This window comes from Saccharopolyspora sp. NPDC050389 (genome assembly GCF_040655595.1).
In the GTDB taxonomy this organism is placed as follows: Bacteria; Actinomycetota; Actinomycetes; order Mycobacteriales; family Pseudonocardiaceae; genus Saccharopolyspora.
This window is the reverse complement of the sequence record NZ_JBFAKG010000055.1, coordinates 14729-32257: the sequence shown is the minus strand read 5'-3', so window position 1 is coordinate 32257 and position 17529 is coordinate 14729. Positions and strand designations below refer to the sequence as shown.

The 17529-nt window shown below is 69.4% G+C and carries 15 protein-coding genes and 1 pseudogene; 7 read left to right on the top strand and 9 right to left on the bottom strand.

The features are described from left to right. Positions 1 to 143 precede the first annotated feature (143 nt). A complete protein-coding gene (locus AB0I53_RS30765; protein WP_358610617.1) occupies positions 144 to 737 on the bottom strand; it encodes a TetR family transcriptional regulator in 594 nt (197 codons plus the stop codon). Between the two features lie 120 nt (positions 738 to 857). On the opposite strand from AB0I53_RS30765, the gene AB0I53_RS30760 reads away from it, so the two are divergent. From AB0I53_RS30760 to AB0I53_RS30750, 3 genes and pseudogenes are all read left to right on the top strand, one after another. After that, a complete protein-coding gene (locus AB0I53_RS30760) occupies positions 858 to 1826 on the top strand; it encodes an SDR family NAD(P)-dependent oxidoreductase (RefSeq protein ID WP_358610614.1) in 969 nt (322 codons plus the stop codon). 171 nt (positions 1827 to 1997) lie between these two features. Next, positions 1998 to 3404, top strand: a complete 1407-nt coding sequence (locus AB0I53_RS30755; RefSeq protein WP_358610611.1) for an MFS transporter — start codon at positions 1998 to 2000, stop codon at positions 3402 to 3404. Between the two features lie 41 nt (positions 3405 to 3445). After that, positions 3446 to 4662, top strand: a pseudogene (locus AB0I53_RS30750) (cytochrome P450). Positions 4663 to 4750: 88 nt separating this feature from the next. Here AB0I53_RS30750 and AB0I53_RS30745 read toward each other — a convergent pair. The 6 genes from AB0I53_RS30745 to AB0I53_RS30720 form a co-directional block, all read right to left on the bottom strand. Continuing rightward, positions 4751 to 6076, bottom strand: a complete 1326-nt coding sequence (locus AB0I53_RS30745) for a hypothetical protein (protein WP_358610608.1) — start codon at positions 6074 to 6076, stop codon at positions 4751 to 4753. After that, a complete protein-coding gene (locus AB0I53_RS30740; protein ID WP_358610605.1) occupies positions 6073 to 6660 on the bottom strand; it encodes an RNA polymerase sigma factor in 588 nt (195 codons plus the stop codon). Before AB0I53_RS30740 ends, AB0I53_RS30745 begins: the two co-directional genes overlap by 4 nt. Positions 6661 to 6784: 124 nt before the next feature. Continuing rightward, a complete protein-coding gene (locus AB0I53_RS30735; protein ID WP_358610602.1) occupies positions 6785 to 7687 on the bottom strand; it encodes an NADP-dependent oxidoreductase in 903 nt (300 codons plus the stop codon). Between the two features lie 372 nt (positions 7688 to 8059). After that, positions 8060 to 8302, bottom strand: coding sequence for a CDGSH iron-sulfur domain-containing protein (locus AB0I53_RS30730; protein ID WP_358610599.1), 243 nt, complete (start codon positions 8300 to 8302; stop codon positions 8060 to 8062). A 13-nt stretch (positions 8303 to 8315) separates the two neighbouring features. Next, positions 8316 to 8522 carry a heavy metal-associated domain-containing protein gene (locus AB0I53_RS30725; protein WP_358610596.1) on the bottom strand — a complete coding sequence of 69 codons (207 nt, stop codon included), beginning with the start codon at positions 8520 to 8522 and terminating at the stop codon, positions 8316 to 8318. An 81-nt stretch (positions 8523 to 8603) separates the two neighbouring features. Further along, positions 8604 to 9422, bottom strand: a complete 819-nt coding sequence (locus AB0I53_RS30720; protein ID WP_358610593.1) for a hypothetical protein — start codon at positions 9420 to 9422, stop codon at positions 8604 to 8606. Positions 9423 to 9755: 333 nt separating this feature from the next. Between AB0I53_RS30720 and AB0I53_RS30715 the strand changes: the two genes are divergently transcribed. Together AB0I53_RS30715 and AB0I53_RS30710 are read left to right on the top strand one after the other, a co-directional pair. Next, positions 9756 to 11177 carry an MFS transporter gene (locus AB0I53_RS30715; RefSeq protein WP_358610590.1) on the top strand — a complete coding sequence of 474 codons (1422 nt, stop codon included), beginning with the start codon at positions 9756 to 9758 and terminating at the stop codon, positions 11175 to 11177. A gap of 26 nt (positions 11178 to 11203) precedes the next feature. Then, entirely contained in the window at positions 11204 to 11788 is a 585-nt protein-coding gene (locus tag AB0I53_RS30710; protein WP_358610587.1) for a carboxymuconolactone decarboxylase family protein, read from the top strand. Positions 11789 to 12604: 816 nt separating this feature from the next. On the opposite strand, the gene AB0I53_RS30705 is transcribed toward AB0I53_RS30710, so the two are convergent. Then, entirely contained in the window at positions 12605 to 12952 is a 348-nt protein-coding gene (locus AB0I53_RS30705; protein WP_358610584.1) for a pyrimidine/purine nucleoside phosphorylase, read from the bottom strand. A 100-nt stretch (positions 12953 to 13052) separates the two neighbouring features. Between AB0I53_RS30705 and AB0I53_RS30700 the strand changes: the two genes are divergently transcribed. Both AB0I53_RS30700 and AB0I53_RS30695 read left to right on the top strand, forming a co-directional pair. Beyond that, a complete protein-coding gene (locus AB0I53_RS30700) occupies positions 13053 to 14570 on the top strand; it encodes a PucR family transcriptional regulator ligand-binding domain-containing protein (RefSeq protein ID WP_358610581.1) in 1518 nt (505 codons plus the stop codon). Between the two features lie 241 nt (positions 14571 to 14811). Then, a complete protein-coding gene (locus AB0I53_RS30695) occupies positions 14812 to 16158 on the top strand; it encodes an MFS transporter (RefSeq protein ID WP_358610577.1) in 1347 nt (448 codons plus the stop codon). A 234-nt stretch (positions 16159 to 16392) separates the two neighbouring features. On the opposite strand, the gene AB0I53_RS30690 is transcribed toward AB0I53_RS30695, so the two are convergent. Continuing rightward, complete coding sequence (locus tag AB0I53_RS30690; RefSeq protein ID WP_358610574.1) at positions 16393 to 17442, bottom strand: polyprenyl synthetase family protein; 1050 nt, start codon at positions 17440 to 17442, stop codon at positions 16393 to 16395. Positions 17443 to 17529 lie beyond the last annotated feature (87 nt).

Genomic DNA, 17529 nt, shown 5'->3' with positions numbered 1-17529 from the left:
AGCCAAAGCCGATAATCCGCGCGACGCGCCCGTAGAGCCGAGCCCGGGCGAGAACGGATCGTCATCCACAAGAGACTGTGGCGGGTGAAAGCCGAAGGACCGCAGGGAAAATCGTCGTTGCCAGCCGCCTGACGAGGTTCGGCTCAGGACAGCCCGGGCCAGCCGCGCTCGAGGTGGGAGAACGCGATGTCCAGGGCGGCTCGCGGATCGGGCTCGGTGCCCGCGAGGTCGGGGATCTCCAGGACGTAGCGGGCCAGCAGGCGCAGGGAAAGGTCGTCGGCGTCGTGTCCGGCTTGCTCGGCGATGACGCGGGCCAGCGCCGCTTCGCAGCTCGTCCACAATGTCCGGGCGTAGGCGCGCAGAGCCGGGGTGGAGACCACGAGTTCGGCGATGCGCCGGGACTCGGGGGCGGGATCGGGGGCGAAGGGGCCTCGCGTGGCGAGGAAGTCGCGCAGGGCCTCCAGGACCGAGGTGCCCTCCGCGCGGTTCTGAACGGCTGCGGTCAGGGCCGCCTCGCGTTCGCCTGCGTCACCGAGGATCAACGCCTCCTTCCCGCCCGGGAAGTGCGCGAACAGCGTCGACACCGCCGCGTCCGCGGTGTCGGCGATCTCGGCGACGGTGACCTTGTCGAAGCCCCGCTCCAGGAACAGTCGGCGCGCAGCCTCCGAGAGCGCCTGCCGGGTGGCGGCCTTCTTGCGCTCACGCCGGTCGGGCACCCGCGCCGGATTCTGTGCCATGCCGCGATGCTAGCCGACGGCCAGAGCGGTTCCATAATCGGAGTCGTTGCAAAATCGGAGTGACTTCGATTAACTTGCGCGAGGACGCCCTCTCACCACATCGAGCCCATCGGAGTCGCCATGCCGCCCACAGCTCAGACCGCGCCGTGGGACGTCCGCCGGCCGCCGCGCGCCGACGGCAAGAACTTCCTGATAACCGGCGGAAACGCGGGGATCGGGTACTTCGTCGCCGAGCAACTGGCCGGCACCGGGGCGACCGTCGTGCTCGGGAGCCGCGACAGCACCAAGGCGAACGCCGCGATGACCTCGATCCGATCCCGGGTCCCCGATGCGCGCGTGCGCCATCTCCGACTGGACCTCTCCGACCTTTCCTCGATCAAATCCTCGGCAGACGCGCTGGAGCTGGACGGCCTCGATGCGGTCGTCTGCAACGCCGGCGTGCTGTTGGACCAGCCGCAGCGCCAAGAGACCGAAGACGGCCACGAGCTGACGTTCGCCACCAACCACCTCGGGCATTTCCTGCTGGTCGGATGCCTGGCGCCGCTGCTCGCCGCACGCGCGGGCCGCGTGGTCACCACCGGCAGCTTCGTGGCCAAATCGGCGAGCCTGGATCTCGCCGATCTGCAGAGCGCGCGGGATTACCAGCCCAAACGCGCCTACGCGCGGTCGAAGCTCGCGCAGATGCTGTTCGGCTTCGAACTCGACCGCCGCCTGCGCGCCGCGGGCGGCACGACGCTGAGCGTGGTGAACCACCCGGGTGGCGCGCTCGACTCCCTAACGCCGTCTCGCCCGCCCGTCCACATCCGGACCACCGGCCAGAGGTTGCGGGGCCTGCCCGCCGGTCTTGCCTTGCAGGGCAAGGAAGCCGGCGCGTGGCCCGCCGTTCGAGCAGTCCTGGATCCATCCGTTCGCGGCGGCCAACTGTGGGGGCCTCGCAGGCTCGGGCTCCGCGGCGAGCCCAGGGCCGAAGTCGTCCAGGGCCAGTTAGCCGACACCGCACTCGCCGCCCGCGTGTGGGCAGCCAGCGTCGACCTCACCGGCGTCGATCCCTTCGAGGCCGTCCCAGGACCAGCGCAACGCGAGCAGTAGTGCGCGCGCACCGTCACGTTCTGTCCACAATAGACAGAGCCGGCACGCTGTCGCACACCGCGAACGACCTCAAGAAAATGTGATGCATTTCACGTCTGTTTTGTCCGATTGCCGGGTGTCCCCGCCCCGGCATGATGCACGCGCAGATCGCTCAACAGTGAGGAAAAGCGCGTGGAAAACACTCGGGATACCGGGTCGTGGCGGGAGCTCGGCGGCCATCTGAGCACCGCGGTCGTGCTGGCCGGCGGTGTGCTCGTCGGCGCGGTCAACATCTACGTGGCGGCGAGCCTGCTGCCGACGGCGGTCGGCGATATCGGCGGTGAGCCGCTTTACGCGTGGAACATGACGGCGTTCCTGGTCGCCCAGGTGGTCGCGACGATGTTCGTGGGCCGGATGCTCTCCCGGCACGGCAATGTCCGCTCCTACTTGATCGGCTTCGGCGTATTCGCCGGAGGTTCGCTGGTCTGCGCGGTGGCCCCGGCGATGCCCGTGCTGCTGGTCGGCCGCGGCATCCAGGGCCTTGGCGCAGGCCTGTTGACGGGCCTGGGATTCGCCATGATCCGCTCCGCGCTGCCGCCCCACCTGTGGTCGCGCGGCAGCGCGTTGGTCTCCGCGATGTTCGGCGTCGGCAACTTCGTGGGCCCGGCGCTCGGCGGGTTGTTCGCGCAGTTCGGTTCGTGGCGGCTGGCTTTCGTCGTGCTGGCCGCCGTCTCGGTCGTGATGGCGGCGTTCGTGCCCAGGGCGCTCCCGCGTAGCGAACGGGACGAGCACGCGACCCCGGTGCCGGTGCGCTCGCTGGTGCTGGTCGTCGCGGCCGTGGGCGCGGTGAGCGTCGCCGGGATCCTCTCGAACGCAGCCGCGATGGCGGCGTTCATCGTGCTGGGGCTCGCTTTTGTGTTGGCGTTCCTGGTGGCGGAGAAGCACGCGGAGGTGCGGGTCCTGCCGCGTTCGACGTTCCAGTCCGGCTCGGCGTTGCGGTGGGTCTTCCTGACCATCGTGCTGCTCGCATCCGGTGTCGCCGTGGAGACGTTCCTGCCGTTGTTCGGCCAGCACCTGGGTGGGCTGCCGCCCGTGGCTGCGGGATTCTTCGCCGCAGCACTGTCTTTCGGCTGGTCCGCGAGCCAGATCGCGAGCTCCTCGGCGAGCCGGGAGCGGACGATCCGGCGGCTCCAGGTCGCCGGCCCGGCCGCTCTCGCCGCCGGGTTCGCCGTGCTCGCCCTGCTGCAGCACGACGACGCGCCGCTGCTCGTGGTCCTCGCCTGGCTGCCCGTGCTCGTCGCCGGCGGCGCGGGAATCGGCATCGCCATGCCGCACCTGTCCGTCGCCGCCATGGCCAGCACCGATGATCCCGGCGAGGGGCGGAAAACCGCCGCCGCGATCGCGACGGTGTTGACGATGTCGACCGCCTTCGGCGCGGCGGTCGCCGGACTCCTGGTCAACCTGGGCGCGCCGTCGATGGTCGCGTCCGCCCGCTACCTCCTGATCGGGTTCGCCGCCATCGCCGCCCTCGGGATCTTCACCGCGCGACGCGCCAACGACGTCGCGCGCCGCCAGGAGAAGGCGGACTCCCGCCGATGACCAAGCCGACAACGCATGACAGTCCGACACAAGGAGATTCGATGCACGACGCAGAGGCGGCGACACCGATGTTCCCGATGGCCCGCGCGGCGGGTTGCCCGTTCCATCCGGCGCCAGACCTGTCCAGGCGAGCAGAGCAAGCACCGGTGTCGCGGGTGAGGCTGTGGGATGGCAGCACGCCGTGGCTGGTCACCCGCTACGCGGATGTGCGCGCGCTGCTGGCCGATCCCTTGTCAGCGTCGATGTCGCGCAGCCCGGCTTCCCGCACACCAACGCGGTGAGCAAGGCACGAGACGCGCAGATGAAGACGCTGATGCAGATGGACGCGCCGGAGCACACCGCCCAGCGGCGGTTGCTGGCCTCGGAGTTCACGACCAAGAAAATCGAGGCGTTGCGGCCCGGCATCCAGCGGATCGTCGACGAGCTCATCGACCGGATGCTCGCCGGCCCGAAGCCGGTGGATCTCGTGGCGGCCCTCGCACTGCCGGTCCCCTCGCAGGTGATCTGCGAGCTGCTCGGCGTGCCCTACGCCGACCGCGATTTCTTCCAGGAGGTGGCCCGCACGCTCGTCATGGACGAGTCCGATCCCCTGCGCGCCATGGCCGCCAGCGAGGAGCTGAACGCCTACTTGGAGGAGCTGGTGGCCGCGAAGAACGCCGAACCGGGCGCGGACCTGCTCAGCAAGCTGGCCGTCGAGCAGTACCGGACCGGCGCGATGACCCGGCGCGAAATCGCCGTGCTGGGGCAGCTCCTCCTAGTGGCTGGGCACGACACCACCGCCAGCATGATCGCCTTGGGCACCGTCGCGCTGCTGGCGCACCCGGAGCAGCTCCGCGCGGTCCGGGACGGCGACGATCCCGCGCTGGTGGCCAACGCGGTGGAGGAACTCCTGCGCTACCTGTCCATCACGCACACCGAGGCCCGCCGCGTCGCGCGGGAGGACCTGGAGGTCGGCGGGCGGGCCATCCGCGCGGGCGAAGGCATCATCGCGGTGAAGAGCACCGCCAACCGGGATTCCGCGGCGTTCCCGGACCCCGATGCGCTCGACGTCCACCGAAAGGCCCGCCACCACGTCGCTTTCGGCCACGGCGCGCACCACTGCCTCGGCCACGCGCTGGCCCGGGTGGAGCTGCAGGTCGTCTACGGCACCCTCTACCGGCGGGTGCCGACGCTGGCGCTGGCCGCACCGCTGGAACAGCTTGCGTTCAAACCGGATGCGGTCTTCTACGGGGTGCGGGAGCTGCCCGTCACCTGGTGAGTTCCGGCACGGCCGGCAGATCGCGAAAACCGAGCGGGCGGCTTCGAAAAGCCGCCCGCTCGGGCACTTCCCCGTGGATCCGGCCGGATCACTTCATCGGCACGTATCCGTTGAACAACGGCGTCTGCTTGTCGTCCAGCACGTGGACCCACGTGGTGCCATCCGGGGAGACGGCCTTCGCCCCTTCCGGCAGCCACATCCCGAACGTCCCGTTCGCGACCGGCACGTCGAACGGCTGCTCCAGCGAGAAGTCGGCGATCATGGAGGCCCCCGACGGAGGCACGATGCCCACGAACGCGATCTTCTCGCCGTCCTTGCCCAATCCGGGCACCGCGAGGCGGCGAACCGGGATGGACTCGCCGACGAAGGTGTCGCGGTGCAGCCGGTGGATCTTGCCGGCGGGGTTGGCCGGATCCGGCTCCGTGGTGCAAGCCACCGCGTGCTGCGCGGTCCGGCCCAGCACCACCCGGTACGGCCCGTCCTCGACGAGGACGCCGGGCTGGTAGCCGTCCCGGTCGGCAGGCGGCTCGGCGAGCCCGGCCAGGCATTCGCCGAGCGCCCTGCCCGCCGGCGAAGTCCGGTCCCCGGCGCGGTCGATCAGGCTGAGCAGCGGCGCCGGCGGCGCGGGCAGTTCGGCGCGGGGCCAGTTGACCCTCTGTGTGCCCCTACCCGGCTGTTCCGGCTTACCCTCGCTCGGCTGTTCCGGCTTACCCTCGCTCGGCTGTTCCGGTTCGCCCTGCCCCGGCTCGCTCTGGCCCGACGGCTCCGGCTTGTACTCGTCCAGTCGTTGCGCCCAGAGCCGGGTGGTCGCCGGGTTCGTCAGAGTGAAGCTGGTGAACTGCCGCGTGTCCTTCGCGACGTCGTTCTCCGAAACACCCAAGCCGTCCGGCATGGACAGCATGATCCGGGGCCACGTGGGATCGGCGACGCCGGCGGCCACCCCGGTGCTGGTGTAGAGCAGCAGCGCGGTGCGGCTTCCGGCGGCGTAGGAGGGTTCCGCGTTCGGGTCGGACATCGTCACCGTCGTCGACGTCGTCTCGCAGAAGACGGGCTTGCCGCCCGCGGTGAACGCGGCGACGACATCGTCGCCCTGCGCCGTGACGGACGCGTTGACCCATTCGCTCCGATCCGGCACCCGGCCGGTCTTGCCCGCGGCGCGAACCGCGTTCCAGCACCGGTCGAGCGTCCTGGTCGTGGCGTCGGGCGGCGCGGCGGCGGGCGTCTCGACGAGCTGCGAGCGGGCGGCCTGCACACCGATCACGGCACCGGCGGCGAGCAGGACGACCGCGGCCGAAGCCGCCACCGCCCGGCCGCGGTGGCGGGCCGACATCCCGGCCTCGACCCTGCCCCGCAACCGGGCGCGGACCTCGGGCGGGAGTTCACGTCGCGGGGGAAGCCGTGGCTCGTCGTTCATTTCTCCTCCACCAGGTCGCGCAGCTGGGCCTTCGCCCGGGACAGATGCGAACGAACGGTGACCTCGGCGACCTTGAGCAGCGCCGCCGCATCCGCGATCGACAGATCGCCGAGCAGGCACAGCTCCACGACCTGCCGCTGCGCTCGCGGCAGAGCGCGCACGGCACCGATCAGATGTCTCAGCCGCGCTTCGCCATCGAGCTGATCGGCGACGGCGTCGGCGTGGTCCGACACCACGTCCGGTTCGGGAATGCGGCGCAGCAGCCGCAACCGCCGGCTCGCGCCCCGGCGCTCGGTTCGCGCGAGGTTCCCGGCGACCGTGTAGAGCCACGGCAGCAGGCTGTCCCGCACCAGGACGACCTCGGCGCGCTTGCGCCAGGCGATGAGGAAGGTGTTCGACGTCAGGTCTTCGGCGGCACTCCAGGAACCCGTCAGCCGGTAGGCGTGGTTCCACACCGCTTGCACGTGCCGCTCGAACAGGACACCGAAGGCCCCGTCGTCGTCGCGTGCCGCGCGCGCCCAGAGGTCACCGTCTTCGAGGTCGTCGGCGGACTCCGCCGACGACCTCGCTCCGGTCCATTGCATGGTCACACCCCTCAGTGGCCGGCAACGGCGAAAGTGTTGTCGACGTCGGCCGGGAGATGACCAGAGGCGGCGGTTGGAGCACGAACCCGAGATGGCCTCGCGCTCGTTCTGATCGCGGGTCCGCTCAGGGAACGAGGACGATCTTGCCGACCACGTGCCCGTTCTCGACCTGGGCGAGCGCGTCGCCGGCTTCGTCGAGCGGCCGGATCTGCGTGACGTGCGGGTCCAACGCCTTCGAAGCGACCAGCCGGGCGAGCCCGGTGAGGACGGCGCTGCTCCGGTCCCGTTCGACCTCCCCGCCGCCGAGCTCGCGGGCCAACGGCTTGTCCGCCACCGAGCGCAGCTTGGACCGGTCCGCGACCAGGCCCGCGACGGTGCGCAGGGCCTCGCCACCGACGAGATCGAAGACGGCGTCGATCCCACCCGGCGCAGCGGCGCGCACCCGATCGAGAACGCCGTCGCCGTAAGCCACCGGGACCGCCCCGAATCCGGCCACGAGCTCGTGCTTGGCCGGGCTCGCCACCCCGACGACGTTGATCCCCCGGGCCCGCGCGAGCTGCACGACCGGAATCCCGACGCCGCCACCGGCCCCATTGACCAGCAGCGTCTCGCCGGCAGCTAGGCCGAGGTTCTCCAGGGCATCGTGTGCGGTGCCGGCCGCCACCGGCAGCACGGCGGCCGCCTCTGGTGACACCGCGTCGGGTCGGTGCGCCGAGAACGAGGCGGTGACAAGCGCCTGCTCGGCCCAGCCGCCGACCATCCCGGGGCAGCCGCCGAAGACCTCGTCACCGACCGAGAATCCCTCGACTCCCGGCCCGAGTGCGGTGACGGTCCCCGCCACCTCACGGCCCAGCACCGCGGGCCCCGCCACGCCGTAGGAACCCTCTCGAAGCCGCCAGTCCCCCGGATTCACGCCCGCCGCGCGCACCCGGACGAGCAGCTCGCCCGGACCGGGATCAGGCACCGGGACGTCGAGGAAGGTTTCCTTCTCCGGCCCGCCCGCTTCAGAAAATCCGTACGCCCGCATGCCCACTCCCCTTCGCCGTCACCTACAACCTACTAAGCAGTCCCCTCAGTCGTCACCACGGCCAAGCCGGGCCGCACGGGAAACCATTCCGGCGGCTCCCACAGCACCCTGCTGCGATAGCACCCGCGCAAGCCATCGTTGGGCGGCAGGAAACTCAGTGCGTCCACAAAGGATTGCAGAGTTGTCGGAGCATTGGAGATCCAGGGATGATCGCCGCCTTTCCCGGATGGTGTCGCCTGTCTGCCACCGCAACGCCCTGACGCAACCAGCCGTTGCGGCGTGCGGCAGTTCACCTTTGCTGCCAACGGAAAAGACCAGGAAGTACGAATGGCCGGTGGCGGGCTCACCCCGCCACCGGCCTTTCGGCGCTTGCTACTCCGCCACCTTTTCGTCGGCCCGCTCCGCCGCGGCGAATCCTTCCCGCGCGTGCGATCCGTCGCAGAACGGCTTCTTCGCCGAGAACCCGCACCGGCACAACAGCCGGGTTCGGCCGGGGCCGAGCTCGTAGACGTTGTTCTCGTGGTCGACGATCTTCACAGGACCCTTGACCTGGTACGGCCCGTTGTCCACGGTCTTGATCACCACGGGCGACTCGGCCGGAGTCGGATCACTCATCGAATCGCTTCCGTCAGCTCGCGACCTCGTAACCGGCTTCGTTGACCGCCTTGCGGATCACGTCCGGGTCGACCGGCGACGCGCTGACGACCGTGAGCTCACCGTTGCTGATGTCCACATCGACGTCGGTGACGCCCTCGACGCCCGTGACCGCGGACGTCACCTTGCTCATGCAACCGGAGCACGTCATGCCCTTGACGACGAAGGTGCTCTCACTCATCGGATCTCCTCTTCGATCAGCAACTGGGGCAGTACCCCAGTAGGGTATCCAAATACATACCCTCAGTGGGTATAGGGAGTGTTACTTGGCGACTGCGGTGAACTGCGCGGTGCGGACCGTCCCCGCGTGCTTGAAGTCGAGGAACAGCCGGTAGGTGCCCGGCCCCGGCACATCCGCGTGGAACGCGACCTCGGGCCCCGGCCTGGTCACGCCATCCTCCGGAAAACCGTCCGGGTGGACGTGCAGATAGGCCAGATCTCCCAGCCGAAGCGCGACCAGGTGCCCGTAGGCGCCGAGGTACGGCTGCAGGTCGGTGACCGGCACGCCATCGCGGCGCACCACGAGGGTGAGCGGGTTCGCCTGGCCGGCGATCAGCTCCCCGCCGAGCTCCACCTCGTAGTCATCGACCACCGACACGGCGGCGATCTCCGGCACCGGGCGAGGCCGGTAGTCGCCGGCGACCGCCAGATCGGCCCCGAGCGTGAGCCCCGGCCCTCCTTCCGGCTGGAAGTCGACGAAGACCCGGTACTCACCGGCGTCCGCGAACTCCAGCGGCACCGACCAAACACCGCCGCCCAGCTCGACCGGGTGCACGTGCCGGAACCAGGTGAGATCCCGGCGAACCACGATGAGGTGGATCTTCTTGTCGTGCACCTCGACCAACGAGGTCAGCGCAGCGCCGTCGGGCCCGAGGATCCGGAACCGGTAGTCGACACCCTCGCCGACCGTCAACCGAGCCGTTTCCGGCGCGAAGGTGTACCCGTCCTTCGTGATCTGCAGCCCCTGCGGCACTCCCCCGGCCGCGTGGCCCCGATGGGCAGCTGCATCGCCTTGGTGAGCGACCGCGTGGCCGTGGTGGCCGTGGCGCTGGTGGTGACCGACATTCGCCGACGCATTCATCGCCGCCGCCTCCTTCTTTATACCCCCTAGGGGTATCTCTCGAACACGGAGGACTATGCCAACGATCAACTCGAAGCACAACGTGATCCACAACATACCCACTGGGGGTATGCCTCCAGTGGAGATGGCAACCGCCCATCCGGCAGCGCCATTCGCCGAGATCACGCGGCGGAACTCCACGGCCTCAAATGGAATCGGCCAAGGCAAAACCCGAACCGAGCCATCCGCGGAACCGCACCGACGATCGAATCGGGCTGGACATCTCGACCTCGCTCGTCTATACCCCTAGGGGGTATCAGTATTAACTGTTCGAATCTCGCGAGGAGTCCTGACATGTCCGCAACAACCCGATCGCCGCGCAGGTGGTGGGCGCTCGCGCTCATCGCCCTGGCCCAGTTCATGGTGATCATGGACACCTCGATCATCGGAGTCGCCCTGCCGCGGATGCAGGCGGACCTGGGCTTCTCCCAGGAGAACCTCTCGTGGGTGTTCAACGCCTACGTCATCGCCTTCGGCGGTCTGCTGCTGCTCGGCGGCCGGTTGTCCGACCTGCTCGGCGCGCGCCGGATGTTCGCCGCCGGCTGGCTCGTGCTGCTCGCCGGCTCCGCCGTCGCCGGGGCCGCCGTCACGGCCTGGGTCGAGCTGGCCGGGCGAGCGCTGCAGGGCGCGGGATCCGCGCTGATCGCCCCGTCCGCGCTGACCTTGCTGATGATGCTCTTCGGCGCAACGCCGAAGGAACTGGGCAATGCGCTCGCGCTCTACGGCGCAGCAGCCCCGGCCGGCGGAACCGCCGGTGTCTTCCTCGGCGGTGTCATCACCGAGTACCTGAGCTGGCCGTGGGTCTTCTTCCTCAACATCCCGATCGCCGTGCTCGCGCTCTTGCTCACCCCCGCCCTGATGCCCGCCGGTTCGGCGCAACGCGGCTCCACCGACCTGCTCGGCGCGTTCTTGGCCACCGGCGGACTCGCCGTCGCGGTCTACGCCATCGTCCGCGCGCCCGAAACCGGTTGGGGTTCCGGCGAAACCGTCATCGGCCTGGTCGCGGCGGTCGCGCTGCTGGCGGCCTTCATGGTCGTCCAGGCCAAGCGCCGCACTCCCCTGGTCCGGCTCGGCATCTTCCGGACGCCGGGCCTCGGCGCGGCCAACATCGCGCAGTTGCTCCTGGGCGCGGCGTGGATCCCGATGTGGTTCTTCCTGAACCTCTACCTGCAGCAGGTGCTCGGCCTCGGTGCCTTCGCGAGCGGCTCCGCGCTGCTGCCGATGACCACGGTCATCATGCTGCTGATGATCGTCATCGCGCCGAAACTGGCCGCCCGCTTCGGGGTGAAGTCGATGATCGTGTCGGGCCTGGTGGTGCTCGCGCTCGGACTGGGGTGGCTGGCGCTGCTGCGGCCGGACGGCAACTACGCGGCCGACGTGCTGCCTGCCTCGCTGGTGGCCGCAGCGGGCATGGCGCTGGCGTTCGTCCCCTCGCTGGGCACCGCCATCTCCGCCGCTCGCCTCGAGGAGGGCGGGCTGGCCTCGGGAATCGTCAACACCAGCTACCAGATCGGGTCCGCCTTGGGCCTGGCCGCGATGACGGCGCTGGCGACGTCGCAAGGCGTCGACCGGATCGGAGATCCCGCCGCGCTCACCAACGGGGTCTCGGCCGCCTTCCTGGGCGCCGCCGGCATCGCGATCGCCGGTGCCCTCATCGCCGGAATGAGCCTGCGCGGCAAGCATTCCGCGACCGAGCCCGACACCGCAACCGTCTGACCACCGGCCGTCGCCCATCCCACGGGATGCTCCGAGGTTCGGGGGCCGTCGCCCATCCCGTGCGACGTCTCAACCCGCTCGAACCCGCCGACGCACCGGCCAAGTCCAGCGAACTGCTGACGGAGATCATCGGCCGCCACGGCACGGCCGGCGACATGGTCCGCACCATGGCGCACTCACCCGCGCTGCTGACCGGCTACCTGTCGTTCTCCCGCGCGATGAAGCGGACCAAGCTGCCCGCGGCGCTAGGCGAGAAGATCTCGCTGGCAGTGCAGGAATGGCTCGGCTGCGCGTCCTGCCTGGCCGCGCACACCGACGCCGCTAAGGCCCTCGGCCTCAGCGACGCCGACGTCTCCCTGGCCCGCCAGGGCACCTCGGCCAACCCGCGGGAGGCCGCGCTGCTCGCCTTCGTCGTGAACGTGGTGGCCGAACCCGCGACGATCGGCGACGCCGACATCGCCGCGCTCACCGCCCACGGCTGGACGGAGCGCACCATCGCCGACGTCGTCGGCCTGGTCGCCCTGAACCAGCTCACCGGCACCTTCAACCTCGTCGCCGGCATCGAGCCGGCACCAGCCGGATCTGAATCTGCATCCCTCGACCCGGAGTGACGTCCACGGAAGGCGGTGACCGGCGAAAGACGATGAACTCCATGCAGGAAAAGATTCCGGAGCCAAGCGCGGTAATAGGCTCCGGACGGACATCGCATCGGCGAGCCCCACGCGACCTGAGTTGCGTTTCGCACCGACCTCGACATGGAGGAACCCGAAGAACCCGAGTGGGCGAGCGAACGCGCCGCGCTCATCGACGAGGGCCAGGAATTCGCTCGCCGCCTGATCGAGGGCGACATCGGCTGGCCCCCGCCAACTTCCTGACCTCGTCAACGAGCTCCTCCGGCCCCGTTGTCCATGTTGGACTCCTGCCGGACGACGGACGCGGATCTGGCGCCGCTCCCGGCGCCGTGTCCACAACGCCGGGAGCGGCCGGGTGCTCACGAGCCGAAAACGATGACCCCGCGCAGGTCGCGACCGGCGTTCTCGCGCCGAGCATCTTCATGCCGCAAGGACACCGCCAGTAACGAATTGTCGCCCCTGCGCACACGACCACTTCGCCGAACCGGCGTGCTCTCGCGGTCGATCGGGACGAGATCGCCGACACCGCGATGACGCGCGAAAAGCCCGCCGACCTGCGCTTTCGCGCCACGTCAGCGGGCTTTTCCGGGCCGCCAGGATTCGGACCTGCGCCCCTGTCCCGGCAAGGTCCCCAAGAGACCGTCACTGGCGAAAGCCGGGAAACCGCAGCACAAACGCATCCGTTCGGGGCGGTTTCAGGCAGTTCGGCTGCCGCTCAGGACCACCTCGGCGAACTCCCGGTTCCGCGTCCACAGCTCGCGGCGCATCGGCACCGGCAGGCGGCGGCCGCGAGGATCAGGTGTACGGGCAGAGGTAGGCGACGGTGTCCTTGATGCGCACCGTGAAGGACTCGTCGCCCTCGATCTGGAAGGAATCGCCCTCGCCGAAGGTCTTCCACTCCTCCGAACCGGGGAGTTTGACGTCCCAGGATCCGCGGGTGAGGATCATCCACTCCCGAGTCGGCGCCTCGAAGGTCCACTCTCCTGGTTCCATGACGCCGACGGTGAACTTGCCCTGCGCATTGGCGAACTCGAGGCTGCGGACCTGGCCTTCGTAGTACTCGTTCTGCTTGATCATCGCGTCTCCCTCCACGGGATCGTGCGTCTCGACGGCGAATGCGTCGAGGTGAACTGACGCGCTCACGCTATGGTCGGCGGATCGCCGCGAACAATCTCTGCGCCGTACAAGACCGACGGTGCTTTTTCTCCACCATGGAGAAGTTCCGGGCCAGTACGATCCATGCATGGGAAGCCCTGCTCACGCGCTCACGGTCGCCGACGTCGTCGCCCTCGACCGGCTCCACCTCGCCGTCGCGCACGCCGGATCGGGGATGCGCGCGGTGGTCGACGCCCCGCACGTCGCCGAGCTCCCCTCCCCCGGCCAATGGCTGGAAGGCGGCGAGCTCGTGATGACCACGGGCATGCTGCTCGGGCACGACGCGCAGGCCTGGTCGCATTACATCTCCGAGCTCGATGCCCGCGGCGTCGCGGCCCTCGTCGTCGGCGTCGGTCCCCACGCGCCCTTCGCCGAGGCGCCGGACATGCTCGTCGACCTCGCCCGCGAGCACGACCTCCCGTTGCTCACCGCCCCGGCAACGACGTCGTTCGTGAGCATCACGCGCGCGATCATCGCCGCGCAGGCCGAGTCCGAACGAACGATCCTCCAGGACTCCTTCGCCATGCAGGTGCGCCTGACCGGGATCGTGGCGCGCGGCGGAAGCGTGGACAACCTGCTCGTGGAATGGCACCGGTCGACGGGAGAAGGAGCCGGCGTGCTCGACCGGGTCGGGCGGGTGCTCGGCAAGAACGCGGGCCTCGCCGCCGAGGCGCTGGAGGCGGTCAGCGCCAAGGTGCGGGAGGCGCCACCGGCGCTCGGCGACCGGTTATGCCTGCCGGCGAACGAAATCCCGGGAAGCGATGCCGAACTCGTGGTGTCCCCGTTCTCCGGCGAGACGACGGTGCGCGGCTACGTCGTCCGCACCGATTCGCAGCTGTCGAAGGCCGAGTTGGCCGTGCCCACCCTGCTGTCGCTGCTCGCCCTCGAATTCGAGCGGCGGTGGTTCCTCGACGAGCCGGCCCGGCGTCGGCGGGCACAGCACTTCGCGAACCTGCTGTCGATCGACGACGACGGGCGGGCCCGAGCGCTGCTGAAGGGCCTCGGCGTCGAGGCCCGCAACCTGTGGGGAATCGCGGTCGAGGCGAAATCGGACACCCACGCCGAGGTGCTGGTCGACGATCTCGCCGTGGTGCTCGGGACACCGTTGCTGCGGCAACGCGATCGCCTCGTGGAAGGCCTGGCCACCGGCGAGCCGAAGCGGATCCTCCAGGAATACGGGCTCGATGTGCCGGTGGGGATCGGAACCGCGGTGTCGCCGGGAGGGGCGTCGCGGACGATGCGCCAGGCGACGTCGGCGTTGGCGACGAGCCGGCGCACGGGCTCGATGATCGAGTTCGTCGACGGTGCCGCGCACGAGTTCCTCCTCAACGTCGCCGACACCGACTACCTCAGCGCCTTCGCCGGTGCGGTTCTCGCCCCGATCGAAGCCACCGGCAACGGCGAGGTGCTCCTCCGCACCCTCCACACCTGGCTGATCGAACGGCGGTCGATCGAGGCCTGCGCCGAGCGAATGGGAGTGCACCGGCACACGGTCCGCAACCGGATCCACCGGATCACCCAGTTGACCGGGCACAGCCTCGAGAACGTCGACGCGCAGACCGAACTGTGGCTCGCGCTCAAGGCGCGAGGCTTCCGGGAGGACTGAACCTCCCTGGCTCTCCGGAAACCCGCTGACCAGCGACGATACGGTTGGCTCGGATGCCGGCAGCGGAGGCGACGGCAGCGTCTCCGTGGTTTCGCCGCTACGGACATTTCTCAATACCTCGTTGTCCGGCGCGGCGATTTACCGGCGCACCGGTCGCTGACATCGTAAGTGCACCAGCATCGGGAGAGTGGCCTGAGTCACTTCGGCACCCCTGGCACCATGCGGATCAAGGAGACAGCTCGTGTTCACATCCACCAGGCGATCGACGGCCGAGAACCGCACGGTCCTCCGTCGAGTCGTTGCCGCGAGCGGGGTCGGAACGCTCATCGAGTACTTCGACTACGCCTCCTACAGCTACCTGGCGACGACCATGGCCGTGGTGTTCTTCCCCGCCGAGGATCGTTCGGTGGCATTGCTGAGCACCTTCGCCGTGTTCGCCCTCTCCTTCCTCGTCCGCCCCTTCGGTGCGTTGCTTTGGGGATCCCTGGGTGATCGCCTGGGACGGAAGCGGATCCTGGCGACGACGATCCTGCTCATGTCGGGTTCGACCTTCGCCATCGGGCTGATCCCCGGTTACGCCTCGATCGGCGTGGCCGCTCCCGCTCTGCTGCTGCTCCTGCGAATCGTGCAGAGCTTCTCGGCTTCCGGTGAATACGCGGGAGCCGGCATCTTCATCGCCGAGTACGCGCCCGACAAGAAACGCGGGCTGCTCACGGGAATGGTGCCGATGAGCTCGGCGGCCGGCTTCCTGCTCGCCTCCACGATGACCACGACCCTGTACACGGTGCTGCCCCCTGAAGCGATGGAGAGCTGGGGCTGGCGCATTCCGTTCCTGGTGGCCGGGCCGCTCGGCCTCGTGGGCCTCTACCTGCGATTCCGGCTCGAGGACACGCCGCAGTACCGCAAGATCGTGGAACAGGAACAGAACACCCGGCCCGCGACGCGGCGGTCGCCGTTGCTCGCCAACCTTCCGGGCATGGGCAAGCTGCTGCTAGTCATGGCGCTCAACGCCGGCGGCTACTACCTGCTGCTCGGGTACGTGCCGACCTATCTCATCGAGCAGGTCGGGCTGAGCCAGGCAGACTCGAACCTCGTCGTCACGATCTCCTTGATCGCCTACATCGCCATCGTCCCGATCACGGCATCCCTGTCGGACAGGGTCGGCCGCAAGCGCACGCTGATCGCCGCCTGCGTGCTCCTCATCGCGCTGAGCTACCCGCTGATGGTGGTGCTCTCGGCCGGCGGGATGCTGCTCGCCACCGTTGTCCTCGTCCTGCTCCTGGCGATGTTCTCGCTCAACGACGCGGTTTTCCCGGCCTTCTTCGCCGAAACCTTCGCCACGCGCTCGCGATACCTCGGCTTCGCCCTTCCCTTCAACGTCGGTGCCGTCCTCTTCGGAGGTGTCGCCCCGTACGTCGCGACGTGGCTGATCGCACGGACCGGCAATCCGCATTCGCCGGCCTTCTTCCTCATCGGCGTGGCCGTGCTTTCCCTCATCGGCGTGGCGCTGGCGAAGGAGACCGCGAGGAAGCCCTTGCCGGACACCGCGCCGCACGGGCCCGAGTCTTCGAACCCGCCGCGTCGTTGAGGAGATGCGCGGTTGCCCTTGATCTCTCACGCCCGATCCATGCGGTTGTGCACGGATCGGGCGGGAGGCTCTGCAGCCGCTGACGATGCGGGCAGATCGCGTCCTGCTCCTGATCCGCTCGCATTCCCCGGGCAGTCGCGCTTCCGATCGACGACCCGGGTTTCAACTCATTTCAGCCGGGCGATCCAGGTCTTGAACGCTCCGCTGTCGCTGCTCATCGAGGCGGCGCCCCGGTCAGCGAGTCCGTCCGATCAATGACTGGGCCAGCGCCTCGAAGGACGCGCGGATCTCCGCCGGCATCGCCAGCGAGACGAGGCAGTCCGTGACGCCGGTGAGGTGTCGCATGGCCTCGCGTTCGGCGAACTCCCGACCGCCGGCCTCCTCGATGAGCTCCGCCGCGAGCCTCAGATCGGATTCGGTTCGCGTCTCGGCACCGACCAGCGAAACCAGGCGTGCGCTCGCAGGAACATCCGCGGCCAGCGCGGCGATGATCGGCAGCGTCTTCTTGCCCTCGCGCAGATCCCCGAGCACCGGCTTGCCGGTGGCCGCCGGATCTCCCCAGATGCCCAGCACGTCGTCGGTGCACTGGAAGGCGAGCCCGAGGTGACGGCCGAGGCGGTCGAAGCACTCCACGGTCGAGGCGTCCGCGCCTGCCATCAGGGCGCCCGCCGACGTGGAAAAGCCAAGCAGCGCACCGGTTTTGGCCTCGGCCATCGCCTGGTACTCGGCGACGCTCACCGCCTGCTCGCCCGTCCACGGCCGTTCGGTGAACCGGATGTCCTCGACCTGGCCGACGACCACCTCCCGCATCGCGGCGGCGAGGCGTGCGGCCGCCGCGGCGCCGCTCGGCCCGCCCCGGCCGAGCAGGATCTCGAACGCTTCGGAGTGCAGAGCATCGCCGAGCAGGATCGCCGCCGAAACCCCGTGCTCCTTCCACACCGCCGGCTGACCGCGCCGCAGCACGTCGCCGTCGATGAGGTCGTCGTGGATCAGGCTGAAGTTGTGGACTAACTCGACGGCTGCGGCCGCGGGCAGCGCGTCCGACGGTGCGGCGCCGACCGCCTCCGCGGCGAGCAGCGCCAAGGTTGGCCGAATGGCCTTGCCTGTGGCGGCGGGATCCCGCGAATGCCAACGAAAGTGATACGCACCGATGCCCGCCAGCGACGGCCCGAGCCGTTCGACGGCATCGCGCAGCAGCGGTTCGGTGAGCTCGCGAGCACGTCGGCTCGCGCCCGCCAGCAACTCGTGATCGCTGTTCGCGGTAACCGGAAGTGTGGTCATCATCGGCCTCGATCCTGGTTTCAAACCCCGACGTGATCCACGCTACGTGTCCAAAGAGGTCGGTCAGATCGGCCGAAGCGTCAGCCGAGA